Annotated in this window: 14 protein-coding genes and 1 tRNA gene; 8 read left to right on the top strand and 7 right to left on the bottom strand. The window is 37.7% G+C overall.

The genetic code is table 11. From position 1 onward, the window contains the following. Positions 1-47: 47 nt before the first annotated feature. Positions 48-1,040 carry a PLP-dependent cysteine synthase family protein gene (locus V0410_RS09615; protein ID WP_105701725.1) on the bottom strand — a complete coding sequence of 331 codons (993 nt, stop codon included), beginning with the start codon at positions 1,038-1,040 and terminating at the stop codon, positions 48-50. A gap of 168 nt (positions 1,041-1,208) precedes the next feature. Continuing rightward, positions 1,209-2,438, bottom strand: a complete 1,230-nt coding sequence (locus V0410_RS09610) for an ABC transporter permease (RefSeq protein WP_110010172.1) — start codon at positions 2,436-2,438, stop codon at positions 1,209-1,211. Between the two features lie 4 nt (positions 2,439-2,442). On the opposite strand from V0410_RS09610, the gene V0410_RS09605 reads away from it, so the two are divergent. Then, the gene (locus V0410_RS09605) at positions 2,443-3,639 is read left to right on the top strand and encodes an exo-beta-N-acetylmuramidase NamZ family protein (protein WP_330747297.1); all 1,197 of its coding nucleotides are present in this window, start codon (positions 2,443-2,445) and stop codon (positions 3,637-3,639) included. On the opposite strand, the gene V0410_RS09600 is transcribed toward V0410_RS09605, so the two are convergent. The 3 genes from V0410_RS09600 to V0410_RS09590 are packed head-to-tail and all read right to left on the bottom strand — an operon-like array spanning position 3,640 to position 5,673. Next, positions 3,640-3,846, bottom strand: coding sequence for a hypothetical protein (locus V0410_RS09600; protein ID WP_330747296.1), 207 nt, complete (start codon positions 3,844-3,846; stop codon positions 3,640-3,642). A gap of 4 nt (positions 3,847-3,850) precedes the next feature. After that, positions 3,851-4,483, bottom strand: a complete 633-nt coding sequence (locus V0410_RS09595; protein ID WP_330747295.1) for a DUF3575 domain-containing protein — start codon at positions 4,481-4,483, stop codon at positions 3,851-3,853. Positions 4,484-4,497: 14 nt separating this feature from the next. Then, on the bottom strand, positions 4,498-5,673 hold the full coding sequence (locus V0410_RS09590; RefSeq protein WP_330747294.1) for a thioredoxin family protein: 1,176 nt from the start codon (positions 5,671-5,673) through the stop codon (positions 4,498-4,500). Between the two features lie 228 nt (positions 5,674-5,901). Between V0410_RS09590 and V0410_RS09585 the strand changes: the two genes are divergently transcribed. From V0410_RS09585 to V0410_RS09565, 5 genes are all read left to right on the top strand, one after another. Beyond that, complete coding sequence (locus tag V0410_RS09585) at positions 5,902-7,485, top strand: histidine kinase (protein ID WP_330747293.1); 1,584 nt, start codon at positions 5,902-5,904, stop codon at positions 7,483-7,485. Positions 7,486-7,614: 129 nt separating this feature from the next. After that, positions 7,615-10,188 carry a zinc-dependent metalloprotease gene (locus tag V0410_RS09580; protein WP_330747292.1) on the top strand — a complete coding sequence of 858 codons (2,574 nt, stop codon included), beginning with the start codon at positions 7,615-7,617 and terminating at the stop codon, positions 10,186-10,188. Positions 10,189-10,194: 6 nt separating this feature from the next. After that, entirely contained in the window at positions 10,195-13,524 is a 3,330-nt protein-coding gene (locus tag V0410_RS09575) for a SusC/RagA family TonB-linked outer membrane protein (RefSeq protein ID WP_330747291.1), read from the top strand. A gap of 12 nt (positions 13,525-13,536) precedes the next feature. After that, a complete protein-coding gene (locus tag V0410_RS09570) occupies positions 13,537-14,856 on the top strand; it encodes a RagB/SusD family nutrient uptake outer membrane protein (RefSeq protein WP_330747290.1) in 1,320 nt (439 codons plus the stop codon). A gap of 79 nt (positions 14,857-14,935) precedes the next feature. Beyond that, on the top strand, positions 14,936-15,697 hold the full coding sequence (locus V0410_RS09565; RefSeq protein ID WP_330747289.1) for a LytR/AlgR family response regulator transcription factor: 762 nt from the start codon (positions 14,936-14,938) through the stop codon (positions 15,695-15,697). 77 nt (positions 15,698-15,774) lie between these two features. Here V0410_RS09565 and V0410_RS09560 read toward each other — a convergent pair whose 3' ends face one another. Together V0410_RS09560 and V0410_RS09555 are read right to left on the bottom strand one after the other, a co-directional pair. Beyond that, on the bottom strand, positions 15,775-18,831 hold the full coding sequence (locus V0410_RS09560; RefSeq protein WP_330747288.1) for a non-ribosomal peptide synthetase: 3,057 nt from the start codon (positions 18,829-18,831) through the stop codon (positions 15,775-15,777). Between the two features lie 282 nt (positions 18,832-19,113). Continuing rightward, positions 19,114-19,186 (bottom strand) — tRNA-Phe (locus V0410_RS09555). 492 nt (positions 19,187-19,678) lie between these two features. Between V0410_RS09555 and tssD the strand changes: the two genes are divergently transcribed. After that, complete coding sequence (tssD, locus tag V0410_RS09550) at positions 19,679-20,083, top strand: type VI secretion system tube protein TssD (RefSeq protein WP_047421063.1); 405 nt, start codon at positions 19,679-19,681, stop codon at positions 20,081-20,083. Positions 20,084-20,207: 124 nt separating this feature from the next. Beyond that, positions 20,208-22,088 carry a type VI secretion system Vgr family protein gene (locus V0410_RS09545; RefSeq protein WP_330747287.1) on the top strand — a complete coding sequence of 627 codons (1,881 nt, stop codon included), beginning with the start codon at positions 20,208-20,210 and terminating at the stop codon, positions 22,086-22,088. The last annotated feature ends 38 nt before the right edge of the window (positions 22,089-22,126 follow it).

The following is a 22,126-nucleotide window of genomic DNA, read 5'->3' as shown; positions in this document are numbered from 1 at the left end:
CGGAGCAAAATCATTTTGCTCCGTTTTCTATTATTTATAAGTTAAGCTTATTTGCTTTCTTCCAGCCAACCCATTTCTTTCATCCACTCATCATTGTAGATTTTTCCTACATATCTTGAACCATGGTCATGAAGTAAAACGACAATGACATCATCTTTTGTAAACTGATCTTTCATCTGAATCAAAGATGCAATAGCACTTCCGGCAGAATATCCACAGAAAATACCTTCTTCTTTAGCCAGTTTTCTTGCGTAGATAGCACCGTCTTTATCCGTTACTTTTTCGAAATGGTCAATTACAGACATATCATAGTTTTCAGGAATGATATCTTCCCCGATTCCTTCTGTAATATAGGTGTAAGCATGGTCATAATGCAGTTCACCTGTTTCGTGGAATTCTTTCAGAATAGAGCCATAAGTATCCACTCCGATTACTTTGATATCCTGATTTTTTTCTTTGAAGAATGTTCCGCATCCGGTGATTGTACCTCCTGTTCCGGCTCCTACCACAAAATGAGTCAGTTTTCCTTCTGTCTGTTCCCAGATTTCAGGAGCGGTAGATTCATAATGAGCAGCTCTGTTGGACAGGTTATCATATTGGTTGACATACCATCCGTTTTCCGTTTCTTTTGCCAGTCTTTTTGAAACTGAATAATAAGATCTTGGATCGGTAGGTTTTACGTCGGTAGGGCAAACAATTACTTCAGCTCCTACAGCACGAAGAATGTCACATTTTTCCTTTGACTGTTTTGAATTAGTCACAAAGATACATTTGTATCCTTTGATGATGGCAGCCAGTGCCAGTCCCATTCCTGTATTTCCGGAAGTTCCTTCAATAATGGTTCCTCCAGGTTTTAATCTGCCGTCTTTTTCGGCATCTTCTATCATTTTAAGAGCCATTCTGTCCTTTACGGAATTTCCGGGATTGAAGGTCTCTACTTTTGCTAATACCAATGCCGGAAAATCTTCACCTAATACTTTGTTAAGCTTTACCAGCGGTGTGTTACCTATCGTTTCAAGGATATTTTTTGCGTATTTCATAAATGTTTTATAAGCGGCACAAAGATACGGCTTTTAAAATTATCTTCATTGTGGATAACATGTGGATAAGTTGTGGATAACACTGAAATCAATTGATACACAATTAATAACTTTTAAATATCAAATATCAAATATCAAATATCAAATATCAAATATCAAAATATCGTATTAGTTGTACTTAATCGCCTTCACCGGAGAAATCTTACTGATCAGGTAGCTAGGAATAATCAAAGCCAGCCCTGAGATAATAAGAATTCCTACTGAGATGGAGACAATAGCAATAGGATTAAGATCTACCGGAACGGTGCTTACATAATAATTTTCAGGATTAAGTTTGATAACTCCAAAGAATTTCTGTATTAAAATCAATCCCAATCCGATAGCATTTCCGTACAAAAGTCCCGGAATCATAATAATCAGGGTATAATTGATAAAGGTAGCTCTTATCTGTGAATTGCTTGCCCCTAGTGTTTTGAGAAGACCAATAGAATTGGTTCTTTCGATAATAAGGATCAGCAAAACCATAATGATATTGATGACCACTACGATAAGCATAATAATAATGATCAAAGCAATGTTGGTATCAAAAATACTGATCCAGTCTGTAATCTGCGGGAATTTTTCTGTCGCTTTCTCAGCATAATTTTTATACCCGATCAGTTTCTCAATGTCAGGAAAATCTTTGTCAATATCATTCACATTCTTCAGGAAGATATCAATTCCGCCAATTTCATCAGGCTTCATATCCTGAATTTTTCTGGCATGATTGATACCGCCGATAACGAATTGCTCGTCAATGAGCTTGATATCCGTTCTGTAAATTCCGATAACTCTGAACTTACGGTAAAGCGGCTTCTGATCAGCTTTTAAAAATACGGTTACAATGCTGTCATTCAATTTAAGATGAAGGTCGTTGGCTACTTTCTGAGAAATCGCTACATCACTATTGAATCCTTTTTCTGTTACCTTCGGAGTCGTTCCGGCTATAAGGAATTTTTTAAATCTTAAACTGTCAAAATCCTTACCGATTCCTTTAAATATAATGCCTGCGAAATTGTGCTCATTACGCATAATTCCGGTAACTGTTACATATTTTTGAGTGCTTTCCACATCGGGAAGTTCTTTTATCTTGGCAATATTCAGTCCCTGATTGTCCAGTACAGAAGTATTGTATGAAGAATTGGATCTTGTAGATCTTACGGTAATATGTCCGCTGAAATCAGCCAGCCTTTCTTTGATAGCTTTTTTTGAACCAAAACCGGTGGCTACGGTAATGAGGGAAACAATAATTCCCAAAGCTACGGAAAGCCTGCCAATGAAGATGATAACCCTTGAAAGGTTATTTTTGTTATCTTTGGAAAATGCTATTTTTCTAGAGAAATATAAAGGAAATTTCAAGCTTATGAATTTAGATTTCAAAATTAAAAATTTACTTCTGATTTGCCTAATTTTTTTAGGAGTATTCAACCAATATTATTCTCAGACTCAAGTTCAACCGGATTTTAAAACGGGTGCCGACCAGCCTGAAATCTACCTGCCGCTGTTAAAGAATAAAACAATTGGGGTGGTAACCAATCAGACAGGTTTAATGAGTGATAAAACCCACCTGGTTGATTTTCTGGTAAAAAACGGAATTAAAATCAAGTCTATTTTCGCTCCTGAACATGGATTCAGAGGAGATGCAGATGCAGGGGCAAAAGTGAAGAACGGAGTAGATGTGAAAACAGGAATTCCCATTGTTTCACTATATGGAAATAATAAAAAGCCAAAGCCGGAACAGCTTTCCGGAATTGATGTAGTTGTTTTTGATATTCAGGATGTTGGAGTGAGGTTTTATACCTATATTTCCACTTTGTCTTACCTGATGGAAGCCGGAGCTGAAAATAATGTGGAGATCATGGTTTTGGATCGCCCCAATCCGCATGACGGATATACGGACGGACCTGTATTAAGGAAAAAATGGGCAAGTTTTGTCGGACTTCACGAAGTTCCTGTAGTATATGGACTGACAATAGGAGAGTATGGAAAGATGGTAAACGGAGAGAAATGGCTTAAAAATCAAGTACAGGCGAAATATACGCTTGTTCAGATGAAGAATTATCATAAAAAACAGCGTTACCCAATACTTGATAAACCTTCTCCTAATTTACCCAATGATAAAGCGATTAATTTATATCCAAGCCTTTGCTTTTTTGAAGGTACTCAGGTTTCTGTAGGAAGAGGAACAGATCTTCCTTTCCAGATTTATGGTTCTCCATGGACGGAAAATCTGCCTTATCAGTTTACGCCAAAACCAAGCTATGGTGCCAAAGATCCTTTCCTGAACGGGAAACTGTGTTATGGTGAAAACCTTTCCAGTTATCCTAAAGATTTAAGAGAACTGAATCTTGAATGGGTAATCAAATCCTATCAAAACTATAAAAATCCACAGCAGGATTTCTTCCTGAAAAATCTGTGGTTTGATACTTTATCCGGAACTGATGAATTGAGAAAACAGATCATCGCAGGAAAATCAATTCCGGAAATTAAAGATTCATGGAAAAAAGATCTGGAAAGTTTCGAAAAGATCAGAACCAGATATGTGGTGTACGAAGATTAATTAATCAAAATTTTGGGGCGGATTTTTATCATTTCTGCCCTTATTTAATATAAAAAATCCGATAGTTAAGCCGACAACACCTGCAAAAGCAGTCATTAAAGCTCTCTGTAATTTATCAGGTAGATCATTCCCGATATAATTCATTAAAAAAAGAATCACAAAAGTGATGACTGAAATGATAATATGATTTCTTCCGAATGGTTTCATTGTATTATTTTAATTTATAAGAAATCATGACACCGCCTCTGTATGGGATGATTTCACCGCTTTTATTAAATTCCTTGGCAGAATCGTAACGTCTTCCTGTAGATTTGTCGTACCCTTTATAAAACCCTTGTGATGTTCCGATTGTTCCGTAAATATCAAGATTCCAGCGCTCTGATAATTGAAACTGGTATCCGGCTGTAACTCCCAGCATTACAGAAAATCCTTTCTGGTACAGGTTGGAGTTCTTAAGGATTTCTCCATTCCAGTTTTCAAAAGTATCGTCATTCCAATAACTCCATTTTGTGGCATTGTAAGCAGCAACAGCTATGTTTGCACCTACATACCAGTGTTTGAAAGCTTCGGTAAAATAATATCTTCCTTCTGCAGAGACAGAGTAAAACTGTAGTTTGTGTCCTGCGAATGATTTCCATGGTGAAATGAAAACATCTCCCTGAAGGGTATATTTCGGACTGATCTGTTTTTCTATTCCAAGGTTTAAAATCCCTATCGGAGCAAATAAAGCATTCCCTTTTATGTATAAACTGTTATCCTGTCCTCCTTGTTCCTGTTCCTGAGCGCTCAACGTAGTTGTAGACAGGAAAGCTAAAATGCCTGCTGCTAATAATTTATATTTCATCCGGTTTATAATGTTTATTTTATCTGCTTTAATAGTTCATCTGCCAGTTGAGAATCCTTATTGGCCTGAACTGCCATATTTTTAGACATTTCAGCATAGTTTTTTGCCATCTCTTTATTTCCGGTAAGGTGATAAAGTTTGGCAAGAATATAAGTGTTTTCCGAAGTTTCGCTTCTCATAACAGATTTTTCTGCCCATTCTGTAGCCTTCTTTAATGAAGATGGAGTTTTCACATGATCTGCAAATATCCATGCTGCTCTCAGGAGCTCATTCGGATCAAAGGCATCAGAATTTTTATAATAATCTAAAGCCGCTTTCTCGTATTCAGGAAAATTGCTGTTCTGTTCATAATAGCTGAGTTTAGTCTGATTCAGCTTTTTGACAGCAGCTTCTTTCCCTACCAATGGTTCGGCAGCTTTCATAAAATAGTTATCATTGATTTTTTTATTTTTATCATCAATAGACTGTTCTACTATTTTTCCCAGTTTCAGCTGGGCATCAAATTCATTGTAAGTTTCTTCAGGAAGGAATTTAATAATCTCTGCTTTTCTGGATGCAAAAACAGGATAGTTGGTATCTTCCGATGATTTTACGAAGTAAAGAAGAAATCCAATTTCATCCTTTGTAAGCTCTTCAGTTTTCTTTTTGTTCTGGAAGTATCTTTCTGAAGCTTTTTTGGCAAATTCATAATCTGAGTTGGCATTAAGCTTCATAATATTGATCAGGAATTCAGGGTCTTTTTCCCCGCCGGCAAAGCGGTCTTTAAGAGATCCTTTTTTGTTTCCCGGTGAATTGATATCCTGAGCCATTGCCACAAACAGGCTTTCTTCCATATATCCTGTATTTCGGGAAATAAGCTCGCCTTCACCGTTCAGGAAAAGATAAGTAGGATAAGAGCGTACTCCGAATTTCGAAGCGATATCTCTGCCTTCTCCTTTTTCCATATCAAATCTCGCATTAATGAAGTTGGTATTGTAATAATCACTCACGGATTTCTGTGTGAAGACATTTTTTTCCATCATTTTACAAGGGCCGCACCAAGATGCATAGGCATCAATAAAAACCAATTTCTTTTCTTTCTTGGCTTTGGCAATAATGTCCTTGAATGGCAGTTCCTGAAACTGGATGGCTTCCTGAGCTGAAATAGCGATGGCACAAAAAATAGATATCCCGGAGATGATCTTCTTCATTTTCAAATAAGATTTGTAGGCGAAGATAATTAATTTTCAAAATATAGCGTGATGAATAGGTGGTCTCAATGACGATATTAACGAACTTTAAGACTTAAGCGTATCTGATTTTTGTTTTTCACTTTAAAATATGAAATCTAAATTTAATTCACTTTACAGTCCTGAAATCTTTGTTATATCTTTGCAAACGAATAATTTATATGTAGAGGAATCCATAATTTAGAGAATTTGATTATTAATTTTAAGCACGCCTTATCCAAAAAATCCATTTACATCACCGCTTTATCTGCCTGCCTGATCGCAGTGGCAGCATTTGCTGTTTTGAGTCTTTTGATCACAGAGGACAGCCGTAAGAATACCGATGATTTTGCAAAGAAAACATTCTTCCGAAAGTATGAATCGATAGAACATGAATTCAGAAATATTGAAGATTATCAGTACCTGCTTCGCGCACTGATTCAAAAAGACGGACTGAAGAACTATAAAGATTATTCTTTGGTTTTAAATGATTTAAATAAAAAAAGAAATCTGCTCCCTTATAGCTGGTATTATTATGAAAACAGTAATTCGGGAAAGTCTGAGAGCAACAATCCTTTATCCGGTATTTTCAGGCAGACAGATCGTAAAGAGAATTCTATTGTTATAAAAAATAACGGTCCGGGGCATTTCAAAGATCTTTTGATTACTGAAAAAGACAGTATGTACTGGATGAGCTATGATTCTCTGGTACTGCCCGATAAAAACAAATTGTACTATGGCTCTACGGTAAGTCTGGATGATCTTCATCAATATTTTATCAACGTGGATAAAAGTTCCAATACCTACGCCTATGTTTTTACTAAAGAAGGAATTTGTATTACCCATCCGGAAAAAAAATATATCGGAAAGAATATTTTTGATTTTACGGATATTAAATCTAATGATACACTGACCAGCAAAACTGAAGCAGGATATACCAAAGGAACAGCAGTTTCAGAATATCTGGGAGTGGAGGTAACCCGTTTCATAAAACCATTGAAGACTGATAATTTTGATGGATATACGGTAGTGAATCATGTGAATTTTATTATTGACGAAAATATCAGCAAGATAAAAACCTATACTGTTTATATTTTTCTGGCAGCGTTGTTTCTCATTGTAACAGTATTCATATTGTTTCAGAGAGCAACCAGTCTGGCTTATCAGGAAAAAGAAAAAATACAGTCTGAGAAGAATTTGCTGTTGATAGAGAACGAAAAGATGCACAAAGCCGAAGTGATCAATCAGCTTCAGCAGCTTAAAAATAACATTAATCCGCATTTTCTTTTCAATTCATTGAATTCCCTTTATATGCTGATCGGGATCAATAAAGAAAATGCACAGAAATTTACCATGAATCTTTCCAGGATTTACAGGTATCTTATAGTGCCTCCAAAAGATAATATTGTTCCTGTTTCGCAGGAAATTAAATTTATACAGCAGTACATGGAACTTCTGAAAAGCAGGTTTGATGAAGAACTGAAGTTTGAATTGATCATTAATGCTCCTGAAAGTCTTGAAAAAAGAATTCCGTATTTATCCCTTCAGATAGTCACGGAAAATGCGACCAAACATAATATTGCAACGATGGATCAGCCTCTGGAAATTATCATTATCGTTGATGAGGACGGGATCATGGTAAAGAATACCTGGCAGCCTAAGGCGGAAACGGTACAGGGAGAGAAATTCGGAATTGAGTATTTGAATCAGGTTTATGGATATTTTAAGAATAATATTCTTAATATTTCTGTAGATGGTGAATATTTCGTATGTTTTTTGCCTTTAATGAAGTAAAATAAAAATCCATTCACTCCCGAAATTTCACCACTCACTCCCTAATATTATATATATGATTCATGATACCTATAGCTTTGCTGGCTGAAACTAAGATATTTACTATTTGGAATGAATCGGACTATTTTAATGAAGAATTACAGGCTGGCACTGTATCTCGGTCTTGCTATGGCCTCACCAATGGCAATAGCACAGAAAAAAGATAAAGATACAGTAAAGGTCAACAAAGAAAAAACGGATAAGACAGAAACCTCTTCCTCCAAGAAAACCAAAAAGATTGAAGACCTGATCAAAAAAGGAACCTATAAAAAAGGACTTTTTAATACCATTCAGGTAAAGACGGATATTTATTTTGAAATTCCTGACAGTTTGATGGGACGTCAGTTTTTGGTGGTCAATAAACTTTCTCAGGTACCCATGCAGGTCAATGAGGCTGGTTTGAACAAAGGAATGAACTATGAGAATAAGGTCATCTCTTTTTACCGTGATCCTGTAGCTAAAAAAGTATGGGTAAAAACGGTGGTGCCTAAAGTGTCATCCCCAAAAAATGATGCCATTACAAAATCTGTGAAAGACAATTTTTCAGAATCTGTGATTGAAGTTTTTGATATTGAGGCACAAAACAACGACTCTACGGCTGTAGCCATTAAAGTGAACAAAGTTTTTGATGGAAACCAGAAAAGCTTTAATGATGTGCTGGCTAATGTAGGATTGGGTGGATCTGTGAAATCAAGTCTTTCTTATATAGAAGGTGTGAAGACTTTTCCTAAAAACCTTGTGGTGAAGTCCCAATTGTCTACTTCTGTCAATGAAGGCGGGGTAGATCTTCCGGTAACATTAGGTGTTACTACCAATCTGGTTCTTCTTTCTAAAATACCGATGAAACCAAGAGTCGCGGATTCAAGAGTAGGATTTTTCTCCGAAAAACACTGGTCGTTTAATGACAATCAGCAAAAAATGGATGAGAAATTCTTTATTACCAAATGGAATCTTGAACCGAAGGACGAGGACAAAGAAAAATATTTAAAAGGTGAGCTGGTAGAGCCTAAGAAACCGATTGTTTATTATATCGACCCGGCAACTCCAAAACAATGGCGTGAGAAAATCATTGCCGGAGTACATGACTGGCAGGCGGCGTTTGAGCAGGCAGGATTCAAAAATGCAGTGATTGCGAAAATGCCGGATGAAAAAGATGAAGATTTTGATATTGATGACGTAAGATATTCTGTGATTACTTACGCCGCTTCGCCAAAGTCAAATGCAATGGGACCATCAGTAGTAGACCCGAGAAGTGGGGAAATTATCGAAGCAGATATCATCTGGTGGCATAATGTAATGACTTCTCTTCATGACTGGATGAGAATTCAGACAGGGCCTATTGATCCAAAAGCAAGAGGAAATAAATTCAGTGATGAACATATGGGAGAAGCCATCCGTTTTGTTTCATCTCATGAAGTGGGGCACACTTTCGGATTGAAGCACAATATGGGAGCATCCTTTGCATTCCCGGTAGAGTCGCTTCGTTCCAAAGAATTTACAGACAAAATGGGCGGTACGGCACCTTCCATTATGGATTATGCCCGTTACAATTACGTAGCTCAGCCGGAAGATGGCGTTACAGCAATCACTCCGAAAATCGGTCTTTACGATAAATATGCCATCGAGTGGGGGTACCGTTGGTATCAGGATGAATTCGTAGAGAAAAAAGCACTGAAAAACTTAATTGGAAAACACGAAGATGACCCGATGTATTTCTATGGTGAGCAGCAGAGCTACCTGGAAACCATTGATCCGCGTTCGCAGTCTGAAGATTTAGGTGATGATGCGATGAAAGCCAGCGAGTACGGAATGAAGAATTTGAAAGTGGTTATTAACAACCTTTTGAAATGGACGTATGAAGATGGTAAAGAATATACAGATGCCGGAAAACTGTATCTGGGAGTGATCGGGCAGTGGGATTTGTATACAGGTCATGTGATGGCGAATGTAGGAGGAATTTACCTGAACAATACTGTTTTTGGTAACAAAAAGAAAGCTTATGAAGCTGTTCCTGCAGAAATTCAGAGAAGAGCGGTTGATTATCTTGTTAAAAATGCGATCAACCTTCCGGAGTGGTTATTCTTTAATCCGATTACAGAAAAAACGTACCCAGTAAAAGATTCGCCAATGGGACCATTTGAGCAGACACCATATACCATGGCAAGAGGAATGCAGTATGCAAATATCTATTCTTTGTTTATGGATGACAGACTGTTGAGGTTACTTGAGAATGAACTGAAACATCAGATGTCTGGCTCTAAAGAAGAAATCTATACGGTTGAAAATTTATTTGATCAGGTAAGAACTGCCATTTTCAGTAAAAAAGGAAGCCTTACGATGCTTGAGAAAATGACACAGAAAAATTATGTGGATGCTTTGATTGTCTCTGTGAACAAATTGTTTGAAAAAACAGCAGTAAAAGGATTGAAAACAGATGAAACTTTGAATATCCCGACCATCTGTAATTTTCATGAAGATGACCACGGTTTGAGGAATATCAATTATTCATCCATGAAAAGAGTATCTGAGGTGACAACTTACAAGAGAGCTGAACTTCAGAAAGTTCTGGATTTACTGAACAGAACAAGGTACAGAGGTGATGATGCTTCCAGAGCACATTACACTGATTTAATCATTCGTATACAAGAGGCTTTAAACAAATAAACGGCAATGAAAAAAACTCTAATACTTTTACCTCTTTTGGCTGCTAATATAGCAATGGCCCAGCAAAAGAAAACCATCACCGGGAAAATAGAAGACGGAAATACTTCTCAGACTATCAGCGGTGCATCTATAAAAATCGAGACCCAATCGGTGTCTACAAAAACGGAGTTGGAAGGAATTATCGAAAGTGTATCAGTAGGTACGGTGACCGATAAGGACGGAAAATTCATCCTGGAAATCCCTGCCGATACAAAGTCGGTACTGGTAAGTTTTCCGGGTTATGAATCCAGAGTCATTCAGCTTAATGAAGGACAGACTAATTATACTATCAGACTGACTTCTGAGATTTCAGATAAAAATAAAATCCAGGAAGTCATCATCACCGGATATCAGAAAATTGAAAAACGTAAGCAAACCTCAGCGGTTTCTACTGTGAAAATGGACAACATCAGCCAGGCTGGTGTTGCCAGTGTAGACCAGATGCTGGCAGGACAGATTGCTGGTGTGGCAGTAACTCCTGAAACGGGAGCTCCGGGAAGTCCGGCGAAGATCAGAATCAGAGGTACAGCTTCCCTTTCCGGTCCCCAGGATCCGCTATGGGTCATTGACGGTCTTCCGTTAGAAGGAAATGATGTTCCGAACTTTACGGATAAAGACAATATTGATCAGCTCCAGAACTTCTCTATCGCAGGTTTGAACCCTAATGATATTGAAGATATTACCATCCTTAAAGATGCAGCGGCAACAGCAATTTACGGAGCAAGAGCTGCAAACGGAGTAATTTCCATTACCACCAAAAAAGGAAAGAAAGGAAGTCTGAAGCTGAACTTTTCAGCAGACACTTTCGTAACATCACGCCCTGATTTTGATAAATTAAATCTTTTAAATGCTTCCGAAAAAGTAGATCTGGAACTGATGCTTGCCAAGCGTGCAGATCTTACTTACCGTGCAGATAAAGGAGAAGTAATGAGAATTCTGACGCAGAACAGCCAGCTTGATGCTTTCAGAAACGGAGGTTTTGATGCGTTGAATTCTTTTACACGCCAGCAAATTAACGGTTTAAGAAATAACAATACAGACTGGGGCAAACTGTTGTACAGAAATGCCATCAACAAACAATACGGATTAAGTGTTTCCGGAGGAAGTGACCGCGCAGATTACTATTTCTCCCTGGGATACTATGATGAAGAAGGAACAACTATCGGTACTGGTTTTAAGCGTTATAACCTGACTTTAAAAAACAACTATAAATTAAGCGATAAGTTAAATGCAGGAATCTCTATTTTCGGAACGCAAAGTGAACGTACATCTTTTGTAACGGACGCTGATGCTTCAATCAACCCTGTGAATTATTCAAGAAATGCCAATCCTTACATGAAGCCTTTCAATGCAGATGGAAGCTACAATTATGACAGAGATATGGATGGTTTTGAAGATCGTTATATTCCTTTCAACTTCCTGGAAGAAAGAGAGAATACCAACTATTCACTGAAAAATAACTCTTTGAAAGCAATTTTAGATTTAGAATATAAAGCTTCAAAAAGTTTAAGATTCACCTCTCAGTTGGGACTTCAGTATGATGCAAATAAAACAGAGAAATTTGCAGCAGAGAATACCTACTTCACCAGAAAAATGAGAGAAAATACCCGTTATTACAAAGACGGTAAATACAATTACTTTCTACCGGCTGGTGCGGTAAAACAAAACTGGGATAATGATTTCTTCCAGTACAACTGGAAATTACAGGCAGCGTACAGCACAAAGATCAATAAACATGAAATTGATTTGATGGCCGGTACAGAAATCCGCAAAACAGAAGATAATACAACAATTACAAGAGCTTTCGGATATGACCCGAAAACAAGAAGAGCTACAGCGATTGTATTCCCGAATTCAGGTTTTGCAGCGGACAAAAGATATGAAACCTACCGTGAAGCAGCTCCTATAGAGAATGCCTATGCATCTATGTTTGCTACAGCGTCGTATACTTATGACCAGAAATATACATTTTTCGGAAGTGTAAGATATGATGGAACGAACCTTTTCGGGGTTAACAAAAAGTATAAATACCTTCCTATCTGGGCCGTTTCAGGATCATGGCTGGTAACGAAGGAAGACTTTATGAAAAATATTTCTGCGATATCCAACCTTAGACTGAGAGCATCTTACGGTCTTCAGGGAAATATTGACAGAAACACTTCACCATTCTTTATCGGTGAATATAATGATGCCACCATTCTTCCGGGAGGAAAAGAATCCATTATTAATGTTCTCAGCCCTCCGAATGATAAACTGAGATGGGAAAAAACCACCAATACCAACTTAGGACTTGATTTGGGATTGTTCAATAACCGTGTAAGCCTTACCGCTGATGTCTACAGCAGAAAAGGTACGGATATGATCAGTATGAAAGAAACTCCTTTGGAAACAGGATTTGAATATACGATGATGAACTGGGGAAGCCTGACCAACAAAGGTTTTGAATTGGCGATATCTACCAGAAACATCAATCATGATAATTTCAAATGGACGACTACCATCAACTTTGCACATAACAAGAGCAGAGTATTGAGTGAGCAGCCGCGTGATAATGCATTGCTTCCATCAAGAGAGGGACTTCCTGTAAATGCTGTTTTTGCTTTGAAAACTGCAGGAATGGATGAACATGGAAACCCATTATTCTGGAAAGGAGATCAGAAGATTTCAGCAGCAGAATTCTTTAAGTTATATGATGTATATGCGGATTTTCTGCCTGGGCAGCTTGTTGATACCAAACTTTCAAACGCGGAGCTGAGAAGCCTGTTTACTTACGTGGGAGACAGAGATCCTAAGTTTACAGGAGGTATTATCAACACCTTTAAGGTAAGTAATTTTGACCTTACCATCTCTGCAACATTCAACCTGAAGCAGACAGTAATGAGAACACCTTCTTACCGAGGTATGGAGCTGGACAGAGGAAGAAACTACACCAGAGATATTTATGAAGCTGGAGGTTCGCTTCCGGGAATTACAAGTCCTGATATGGAAGCTAATCCGGACGGATGGATGACGAATAAATGGTTTACCGGAAACCGTTCCAATGCCTACAGCTTACTGGATGTATGGGCAAAAGAAATCAGCTATATCAGAATCAGCAGCATCCGTTTGGGATATACACTTCCTAAAGAATTTACAAACCCTATGGGAGTCACAAGTTTAAGACTGAGTGTTGAAGGACGTAACCTGTTTGTATTCAGCAACGGATACAAAGGGTATTTCGATCCGGAAACGTATGGTAATATTTATGCACAGCCTATCACCAAGTCGGTGACCGTAGGATTTAATGTTTCTTTTTAAAACTTGAGAAAAATGAGAAAAATTACAGCAATCATAGCACTTGCAGCAATCAGCTTTATCAATATCGGATGCGACAGGTTTTTAGATATTCAGCCTGAAGGAAAAGTGATTCCTACCACAGTTGAAGATTACAGAAAAGTCCTTACATCTGCCTATTCAAAATATCCTGTTCACAAATCACTGGTGGCATTTCGTACCGATGAGGTGAATATTGATGATAATTCAACAGATTTTATTTCCTATCGTGAAATTGCGATGTGGAAAGATGCTAATAATGATCAGGCATCTACAGAATTTCCATGGGTAAGCTTTTATTCCGTGAACTTTTACCTGAATCAGATTATCAATGAAGGAAGCAAAACTATGCAGGATTCTCCTGAAAAGAATCAGATTTTAGCAGAGGCGTATGCTCTTCGTGCTTACCTGTATTTTGACATGGTGAATCTATATGGTAAACCATACAATAGTGCTACGGCTTCTACCGACAGAGGAGTTCCGATCAGTCTTGAAATCGATCTTGAGCAGGTATTGAAGCCATCATCAGTACAGGAGGTGTACAATCAGGTTCATGCAGATCTTAAAAAAGCAGAAGATCTGATGGTAGAACAGAAACAAGCAACAGGATTGAACTACAGATTTTCAAAAACCGCATTGCTGGCATTTGAGGCAAGAGCTGCTTTATATGAAGGAGAATGGGATAAGGCTTTAAACTATGCAGATCAGGTATTGGCAGTAAAAGGAGAGTTGAGCAATTTAAATACGGTCAACACACCACCCAACCATTATGCTTCCCCGGAATCGATCATGGCTTTGGATAATACATGGGATAACTCTATAAAGAACTTGTCTTTTGCATCTCCGGAGTTGATTTCTTCATACAATACTACGGCAGATAAAAGGTTTGGCATGTATTTTGAAAAAAATGGTAGTAAGTATAAAGTCACCAAAGGAGGAAGTTTAGAATTCAAAGTGTCTTTCAGAACAGCAGAGCAGTATTTTATAAAATCTGAAGCATTATTAAAGTTGAATAAACTCGCAGAAGCTAAAGAAACACTTCTCAAAGTAATGAAAAACAGATATACTCCAGATGGATATACTTCAGTACAAAATGCAGTAAATTCAATGGATTCTGCAGCATTGATGAACTTTATCCTGGATGAGAGATTCAGGGAATTTGCTTTGGAAGGACAAAGATGGTTCGACTTAAGAAGAGCAAATCAGAAAAAAATAAGCCACACCATTAGTGGCAACGAGTATATTCTTCAGCAGAATGATCCGCGATATACCATTGAATATCCAATGAGTGCGAAGAAGAATAACCCTAATTTATAGAACTTCATATCAAATTCAATACAGAGGAAACCGCTTGAACTTAATTGTTTCAGCGGTTTTTTTGTACTTTTGCATCGTTATGAAAATTGCCATTATAGAAGATGAACTGCTGGCTGTGAATTATCTGAAAAATCTTTTGGATACACAGAGCATAGTCCCTATTACAGAGACGGTTATTCTTCGTTCCAAAAAACAGGCAATTGAGTTCTTTGAGAAAGATTCTGCTGATCTTATTTTTATGGATATTCATCTCGGAGACGGAATGAGCCTTGAAATTTTTGAACAGGTAGAACTTTTTACCCCGATTATTTTCATTACCGCATTTGACGAATATGCCATGAGGGTTTTCAGACATTTTACCATTGATTACCTTCTGAAACCTTTCGAGGAAGAAGATTTGCATAAAGCTTTACAGAAATTTATTTCCATAAGAAATAATTTTGATCCTGAACCGGTTCTTAAATCTATGTCCTCATTACGACAGGCAGAAGATGAGGTGATGAAACGTTTCATGGTAAGAGAAGGAAATAAACTAAAATCAATAGACGAGCATAACACTGCCTACTTTTTTGCCTCCGGGAAATACCTTTTCCTGACCACAAAAGATCATCAGACCTATATTTATGATGATACCATTAAAGATATTATTCAGAAGCTGAACCCTGAAATTTTCTTTAAGATCAACAGGAAATTTATCATTAATAAAGACGCGGTTTCCGAAATTATCAAGCATTCCAGCCAGAAAGTAGAACTTAGACTTTCACCGGAACCTGAAGTAAATGCTGAAATCTTTATCAGTAAATTGCAGATTACTGAATGTCTGAGCTGGCTGAACACTTGATAATCATTTTAAGACATAAACAAACAAAACCTCCGATGAACAGAGGTTTTGAATTATCTGATAAAGGACTTTAATAATTAAATCATCTTCATATATCTGAGATACGCTTCTATAACCGGCTTATTAAAAATAGCGGGTCTGATATCTGAACCTTCTAAGAAACGTTCCGTATTGCTGCTTTTAAAATAATAGGTATTTTCATAAGCTTCAACCAGAGATTTTCCTTCGTGAACATCATCCGAGAACAGATAAAGCAGGGCGTAGACAGGTGTTTCATGATTTCGTTTCCATTGTTCAAACCAGGTTTCAAAATCTAAACTTTTCATTTCCAATCCGCAATAATCAGTGATGCGGACACAAAAGTCGGTAAGGGACAGGTCGTGTTCCGGTAAAGGATTCAAATTGAAGTTGAGTCCAATTGCCTCCGGATTCTGGCTGATATGAGCAATGGATTTAGAGACATAATCTACAGTAATCACTTCATCTTTTAGTCCCATTACCAGTGGAAAAGCTTTTAGTTCAATACAGGAACGCATCAGTGAGCTCCACCATTGGTTTAATGGAGTGGCTCCGGTTTCCCCGTGGCAGACTACAAACCCTAGACGGAAATTGATAAGAGGAAGACCTTTTGCACGGGCTTTCGAAGCCATACTGTCCATAACCCATTTGCTTCGGATGTATCCCATATCACGACATACGGCGGGAAGATTTTGTTCAATAGGATCATCCTCTGTCATCCAGGTTTTTCCTGTAAAGCTTCTTCCCCAGCTGTAAACCCCTATAGATGAAGAAATGATCAGGAATTTTGTTTTTTCATGCACTGCCAGGTGTAAAATATGTGCCATTCCGTCAACATTTGGTTTTTTGATGTGTTCGTAAGGTTTTACATAGCTTACATCACTTCCCATGTGGTAAATTACCTCAATGTTTTTCAGAAGATATTCATATAATTTTTCATCAATTCCCAATTTGGGCTGGGTCAGGTCACCTAAAACAATTCTGATTTTATCCTCATACTCTGTTTTCCATATCAGTTTGAATTTTAAAAAAGTACTTTTAATACGTTCCAGACCTAACGTTTCATTCTCAGCCCTTACAAGACAATAAATGACAGCATTAGGATTTCGGGGAATGAGTTCTTCCAAAAGATGGGAACCTACAAAACCGGTAACTCCTGTGAGGAAAATGGTTGAGGGATCGGATAGAATCTTAGGGTCCGGCTGTACGGCAATTTCAAAATCAAAAGGAAGCTCGGCATCCTTTATAAGCTGTTCTTCAACTAAACGGGCTTTCTGTTGCTGGCTAAGCTGATTTTGTGCCAGACGGGTTTCTGCTTCCTTTACAAAAAGAGACACGGTTGGAAACTGATACAGCTCTGGAAGTGATATTCTTTTCTGAATGTTTAATGGTAACCGGGCGTGCAGCTGTCCCAGCATTAAAGAATGTCCGCCCAATTCAAAGAAATTATCATTTTCATTCATTTCATCAAGATTCAGTAAATCCATCCATATTTCCTTTATTTCCTGCATAAGATCCGAGGCGTCCACTTTTTCTTTTGCCTTTCTCGCAGTTTGCTGCAAGGGAACTTGAAGCTTGCTCTTATCAATCTTTCCGGTAATTGTCAAAGGAAGTTTGTCGTACAAAATTATTTTTTCAGGAAGCATATAAGTGGGAAGACTTTGTTTCAGCCTTGCACGGATATCTTCCACAGTGATATGTTCTTTGTCTGTTTCATAAAGTTCCAGAAATGCAACAAGAACAGGCTGTCCCTGTTCCGGGCGATGTACTTTTACTGCTACATTTGCAACCTGTGCCAGTTGTCCTATATGATGTTCAATTTCTTTTAATTCGATTCTGTATCCCCGTAATTTTACCTGTTCGTCCAGACGCCCTACAAACTCAATGTTACCGTCTTTTCGCAAGAATCCGCGGTCACCGGATTTGTATAACCTGTAGCTGATTCCGTAATCAGACTGTATCCATTCAGGGGCTTCAATGAATACTTCTGAAGTTTCTGCCGGCTTATTGATGTATCCTTTCGCTACCTGCTTACCCCCGATATAAATTTCCCCGGTTATACCTTCATTCACATACTCCAGGTCCTGATTGAGGATATGAATATGAGTGCCTTCTAGAGGCTTCCCAATAATATGAGGATTGGTGTCATCCTGAAAATGATGGGCAATAACACCTACGGTAGTTTCCGTAGGGCCATATACGTTAATGAGACGTACTCTGTTGCACCAGTTTTTTACAGTTTGTTCTGACGGAACTTCACCTGCAATGGAAATAGTATGCAGCTTTCCGATGGGAAGATTTGTTGGTAATGTGCTCAATACAGCGGGAGGAATAAAGGGAACAACTTCAATCTTATGATCAACAATAAAGTCCAGCAAAGGCTTTCCGATAATTTTGTTGTCAGGATACAGGACAACGGTTGCTCCTGTAAATAATGGAATCCAGATGTCAATGATAGAAACATCAAATCCTGCAGAACTGAACTGGAGTGTCCTGTCCCTGGAAGAATACCCCAAAAGCTCTGTGAAGGACACGACGAAAGCATAAAAGGCCTCGTGATGAATTTCTACACCCTTTGGAACTCCGGTACTTCCTGAAGTGTAAATAATATAGGCTGTCTGCATCATATCTATATCATCGGGAATAATGCTGATCTGATTGCCTGCAGGTTCACTGATTCCGTGGCTCATATTAACCAATTGAACTTGCATCTGTTCAAATTTATCAAGATAAAGATCTTCAGTGATGACAAGTTCGGTTTGCGAATCTTCAATGATCATTTTAATCCTGTTTTCTGGTAATTGTCCGTCAATAGGAATATAGGCTGAACCTATCTTCAGAACAGCTAAAAAAGCTACAATACGCTCTACAGATTGAGACATGCAGACTGCAACTGAAGCTCCCTTCTTCAATGGAAGGCCAAGAAGATAAGCAGCCAATTGGTCTGACTGAATATCTAACTCTTCATAGGAGAGGCTTTTACTTTCTGAAATAATGGCTGTTTTTTCAGGTAAAGAACGGCTTACTTCTTTGAAAATTGAAATTACATTTTTAAACTGACTTTGTTGAATGCTCAACTCGTGGTCAGCATTTTCGGGAATGATTGGATGTTTCATAATTTGTTTATTGGATTGGTGTTGTTGAAGATGTATATCAATAATTGTTTATGTTTAAATATAATATAATTATCATAAATAATTCCTTTTTGTGTGATTAAATATTCTTGATGTTGCTTATTTAGACAAGAAAACGTCGGCTGTATAAGAAAATAGAAGAGGTTAAGAATTGTAATTTTGAAGCAGAGAATAAAAAAATTAAGTCAGGTTACTAAGAAAACCTAACATTGCTAGTATGAATATAATAACAAAAAAACCTCTGACTAATCAGAGGTTTTAAAGTGGTTTCTCCAGGAATCGAACCAGGGACACATGGATTTTCAATCCATTGCTCTACCAACTGAGCTAAGAAACCATTATGTTTTCGTTTATTACTTCGTTGTTTTAAAGTGATGCAAAAGTATAACATTTTATAATACCGCGCAAGTATTTTGTTTTATTTTTTCAAATAAATATCCTGATAAAGCTGGTTTCAGTATTCAATGTACTGTTCATCAGTATTTTGGTACTTTAATTTTTTCTGTTTTTTTTGAAAATTATTTTCACAGCGTTTTATTAAAAGGTTTTTAGGCCTGGTATTTAAGATTTTTCTTACGGTTGCTTTGGGAATATATTATTGTTTCTTTAACCAATTTTAAACAGCCAATACAATTATCCTATTTTCAGTGATAAAAAACAGCAAACACCTGATTTATAAGAGTTAATTTGCCTAACAGGTGTTAGTCGTATTATTACTACACTTTTTGAAATTTAATAATAAATGTAATTTGCTTTTTGTAAATACATCTATATTTGGTGATATAGAAAGCAAACAATCACAATATATTAACCATTAAAATTTACAATCATGGCAGAAAGAAATTCAAGAGGAATTTTAAAATTCAACAACGGTGAAGGGCAAAAACTGTTAAAGCTTAACTACAGTGTATCAAGATCTACGGACGTTTCAGGGCGTGTGGCATCAGATCCTTCCAATGCTCTTATCAAAATCACAGTAGAAGCTACTGAAAAATCAGACATCCTGGAAAGTTTACTGAACGGAAAATATAAGCCTACAGTAGGAGAGATCACTTTCAACAAATCTCACGAAGAAGGAACTTTAACAACATTGAAGTGGAACAACGGTTATGTAATCCAGCATGAAGTAGATTTCGATGCTGTGGATGACAACAGTATGTATATCAGTTTTGTGGTAAGTGCAGAACAGATCGATCTGGGGAATTCATCATACTTCGGAGCATGGCCTTCTTAAGCAAATTCAGAATTTAAATATCAGGCAGAATAGTACACCCGTTTCAAGGGCTGCTGTTCTGCCTTTTTTAACCTTATAGAACGACTGTTTATTCCAAATAAAGTTCTGAAAAAACCTAATCACTATGAATAAAAATATCTCGAATTCAGATAAGATTTCTGAGAATCATATTCCCGGAATCAACCGTGTGGTGAAACTGGATATTGTGATTGAAGGCAAAATTATCAAACACTTCAAACATTTCCGTCTGCAGCAAAGTGCCAGAAGACACCACAATTTTGAGCTGATCTTAGCTCATGATTCTCTCGGGGAGGCTCAAAACCATACGCTGGAACAGGCACGCCAGTTTCTGGGAAAAAGAATCACCATTGTTTTCAAATACAAAGATTATGAAAGTGAAAGCCCGGAAAGAACTTTTGTAGGAGTTATCACCAAAGCTGCATTCAGCCAGGAAAAGATGAGCCTGGGAAATATTGTACTGAGAGGCCAGAGCCCTACCATATTGATGGATGCAGCTCCCCATACTCAAAGTTTTGGAGGTGATCAGGCTGTGAATACAGGAATTATTGCCAACAAAATACTTAAAGAAGCCCTGGGATCAGAGAAATTTGATTTCAGAGTAGATACGCAGAATAAAAGCTATATCAATTATAGTTCACAATATAACGAAACCCATTATAACTATCTTGCAAGAACAGCTGAAGCCTACGGAGAGCAGTTCTACTACGATGGCGAGGTGCTTCATTTCGGAAAACTTCCCCCTTCAGAAAAACCGATCCGGCTTGTATACGGAAGCAATGCAACAGATGTTCAGGTAGAACTGAATGCAGTGCACACCAATCCTGAATTTTTCGGCTATAACAGCAGCAGTCATACCAAAATGGAAGGCTCTGAAAATAATATCAGACATTTGGGCGAAATACCCTCCAAAGCATATGAACTGAGCAATAATATCTTTAAAACCCGTTCACTTTCTCCGGCTCCCATTAATGCCAATATGTTTGTGGATGTAAGCGATTCTCAGAAAAGTGCTGCAGGCAGTGCTGCTGTAGAAGTATTTACGGTTTCAGGAAATACAACCGTTCCGTTTTTATATCCGGGATGCCTTGCAGATATGGAAATGCGGAAACCGGATACCAGCCAGACTTCCTATTTTACAAAACTTACAATTACCGAAGTCTTACATGAAGTCAATGCCAGAGGATATTATACAGGAAGTTTTGAAGCTATTGCTGAAGGCACGGGCTTTATGCCAAAACCGGATTTTAAACAGCCTAAAGCTGAGCCGCAGGTGGCTACGGTTATTTCCAATACAGATCCGCTTAATCAGGGAAGAATACAGGTGAGATTCGACTGGCAGCAACATCCTGATACCACTCATTTTATCAGAATGATGAGCCCTGATGCAGGAGGTACAGATATGATCACTCAAAACAGAGGTTTTGTAGCAATACCCGAAGTAGGAGATCAGGTAATGGTAGGTTTTGAATACCATCATCCTGATTTTCCGTTTGCGATGGGAGGAATGTTCCACGGACAGGTTGCATTGGGAGGAAGCATTAATAACCATCTTAAATCTATTCAGACAAGAAGTGGAAATAAAGTGATTTTTAACGATCAGGAAGGAAGTATTTTTATTGAAGATCCAAGTGGTAATACTTATCTCATGGATGGAAAAGGAAATATTGTTGTCAATGCTCCCAAAAATATCACCTTCACTGCCGGAGAAAATGTACAGATCAATGCAGGTAAAAATATCATTGCTTCTGCCCAGAGAAATGTCAATATTATGGCGGGAGAAGATATCACAGAAACAGCCAATGACGACTACAACCTGACAGCAAGTAATATCATTGAAACAGCAGAAGCAGGCAGAAAATCTACAGCGAAAAATATTACAGAAAATATGGAATCCGGCTCTTACATCAGTACAAAAGATGCCATTAATGTAGAGAGTGCCAAGGAAGTGCTTATCAATAGCGGTAAACAGGTAAAAATGCAGTAATATGGCAGGCGAAGGCGGAAATATTATAAGAAATGTCT

The organism is Chryseobacterium sp. CP-77, assembly GCF_036362765.1.
In the GTDB taxonomy this organism is placed as follows: Bacteria; Bacteroidota; Bacteroidia; order Flavobacteriales; family Weeksellaceae; genus Chryseobacterium; species Chryseobacterium cupriresistens.
The sequence above is the reverse complement of the archived record's forward strand: the minus strand, read 5'-3'. Positions and strand labels throughout refer to the sequence as shown.

Coding starts and splice junctions, on each gene's coding strand:
- V0410_RS09605 (WP_330747297.1), top strand. CDS start 2,443: ATGAATTTAGATTTCAAAATTAAAAATTTACTTCTGATTTGCCTAATT.
- V0410_RS09575 (WP_330747291.1), top strand. CDS start 10,195: ATGAAAAAAACTCTAATACTTTTACCTCTTTTGGCTGCTAATATAGCA.
- V0410_RS09595 (WP_330747295.1), bottom strand. CDS start 4,483: ATGAAATATAAATTATTAGCAGCAGGCATTTTAGCTTTCCTGTCTACA.
- tssD (WP_047421063.1), top strand. CDS start 19,679: ATGGCAGAAAGAAATTCAAGAGGAATTTTAAAATTCAACAACGGTGAA.
- V0410_RS09570 (WP_330747290.1), top strand. CDS start 13,537: ATGAGAAAAATTACAGCAATCATAGCACTTGCAGCAATCAGCTTTATC.
- V0410_RS09545 (WP_330747287.1), top strand. CDS start 20,208: ATGAATAAAAATATCTCGAATTCAGATAAGATTTCTGAGAATCATATT.
- V0410_RS09615 (WP_105701725.1), bottom strand. CDS start 1,040: ATGAAATACGCAAAAAATATCCTTGAAACGATAGGTAACACACCGCTG.
- V0410_RS09590 (WP_330747294.1), bottom strand. CDS start 5,673: ATGAAGAAGATCATCTCCGGGATATCTATTTTTTGTGCCATCGCTATT.
- V0410_RS09560 (WP_330747288.1), bottom strand. CDS start 18,831: ATGAAACATCCAATCATTCCCGAAAATGCTGACCACGAGTTGAGCATT.
- V0410_RS09565 (WP_330747289.1), top strand. CDS start 14,936: ATGAAAATTGCCATTATAGAAGATGAACTGCTGGCTGTGAATTATCTG.
- V0410_RS09580 (WP_330747292.1), top strand. CDS start 7,615: ATGAAGAATTACAGGCTGGCACTGTATCTCGGTCTTGCTATGGCCTCA.
- V0410_RS09600 (WP_330747296.1), bottom strand. CDS start 3,846: ATGAAACCATTCGGAAGAAATCATATTATCATTTCAGTCATCACTTTT.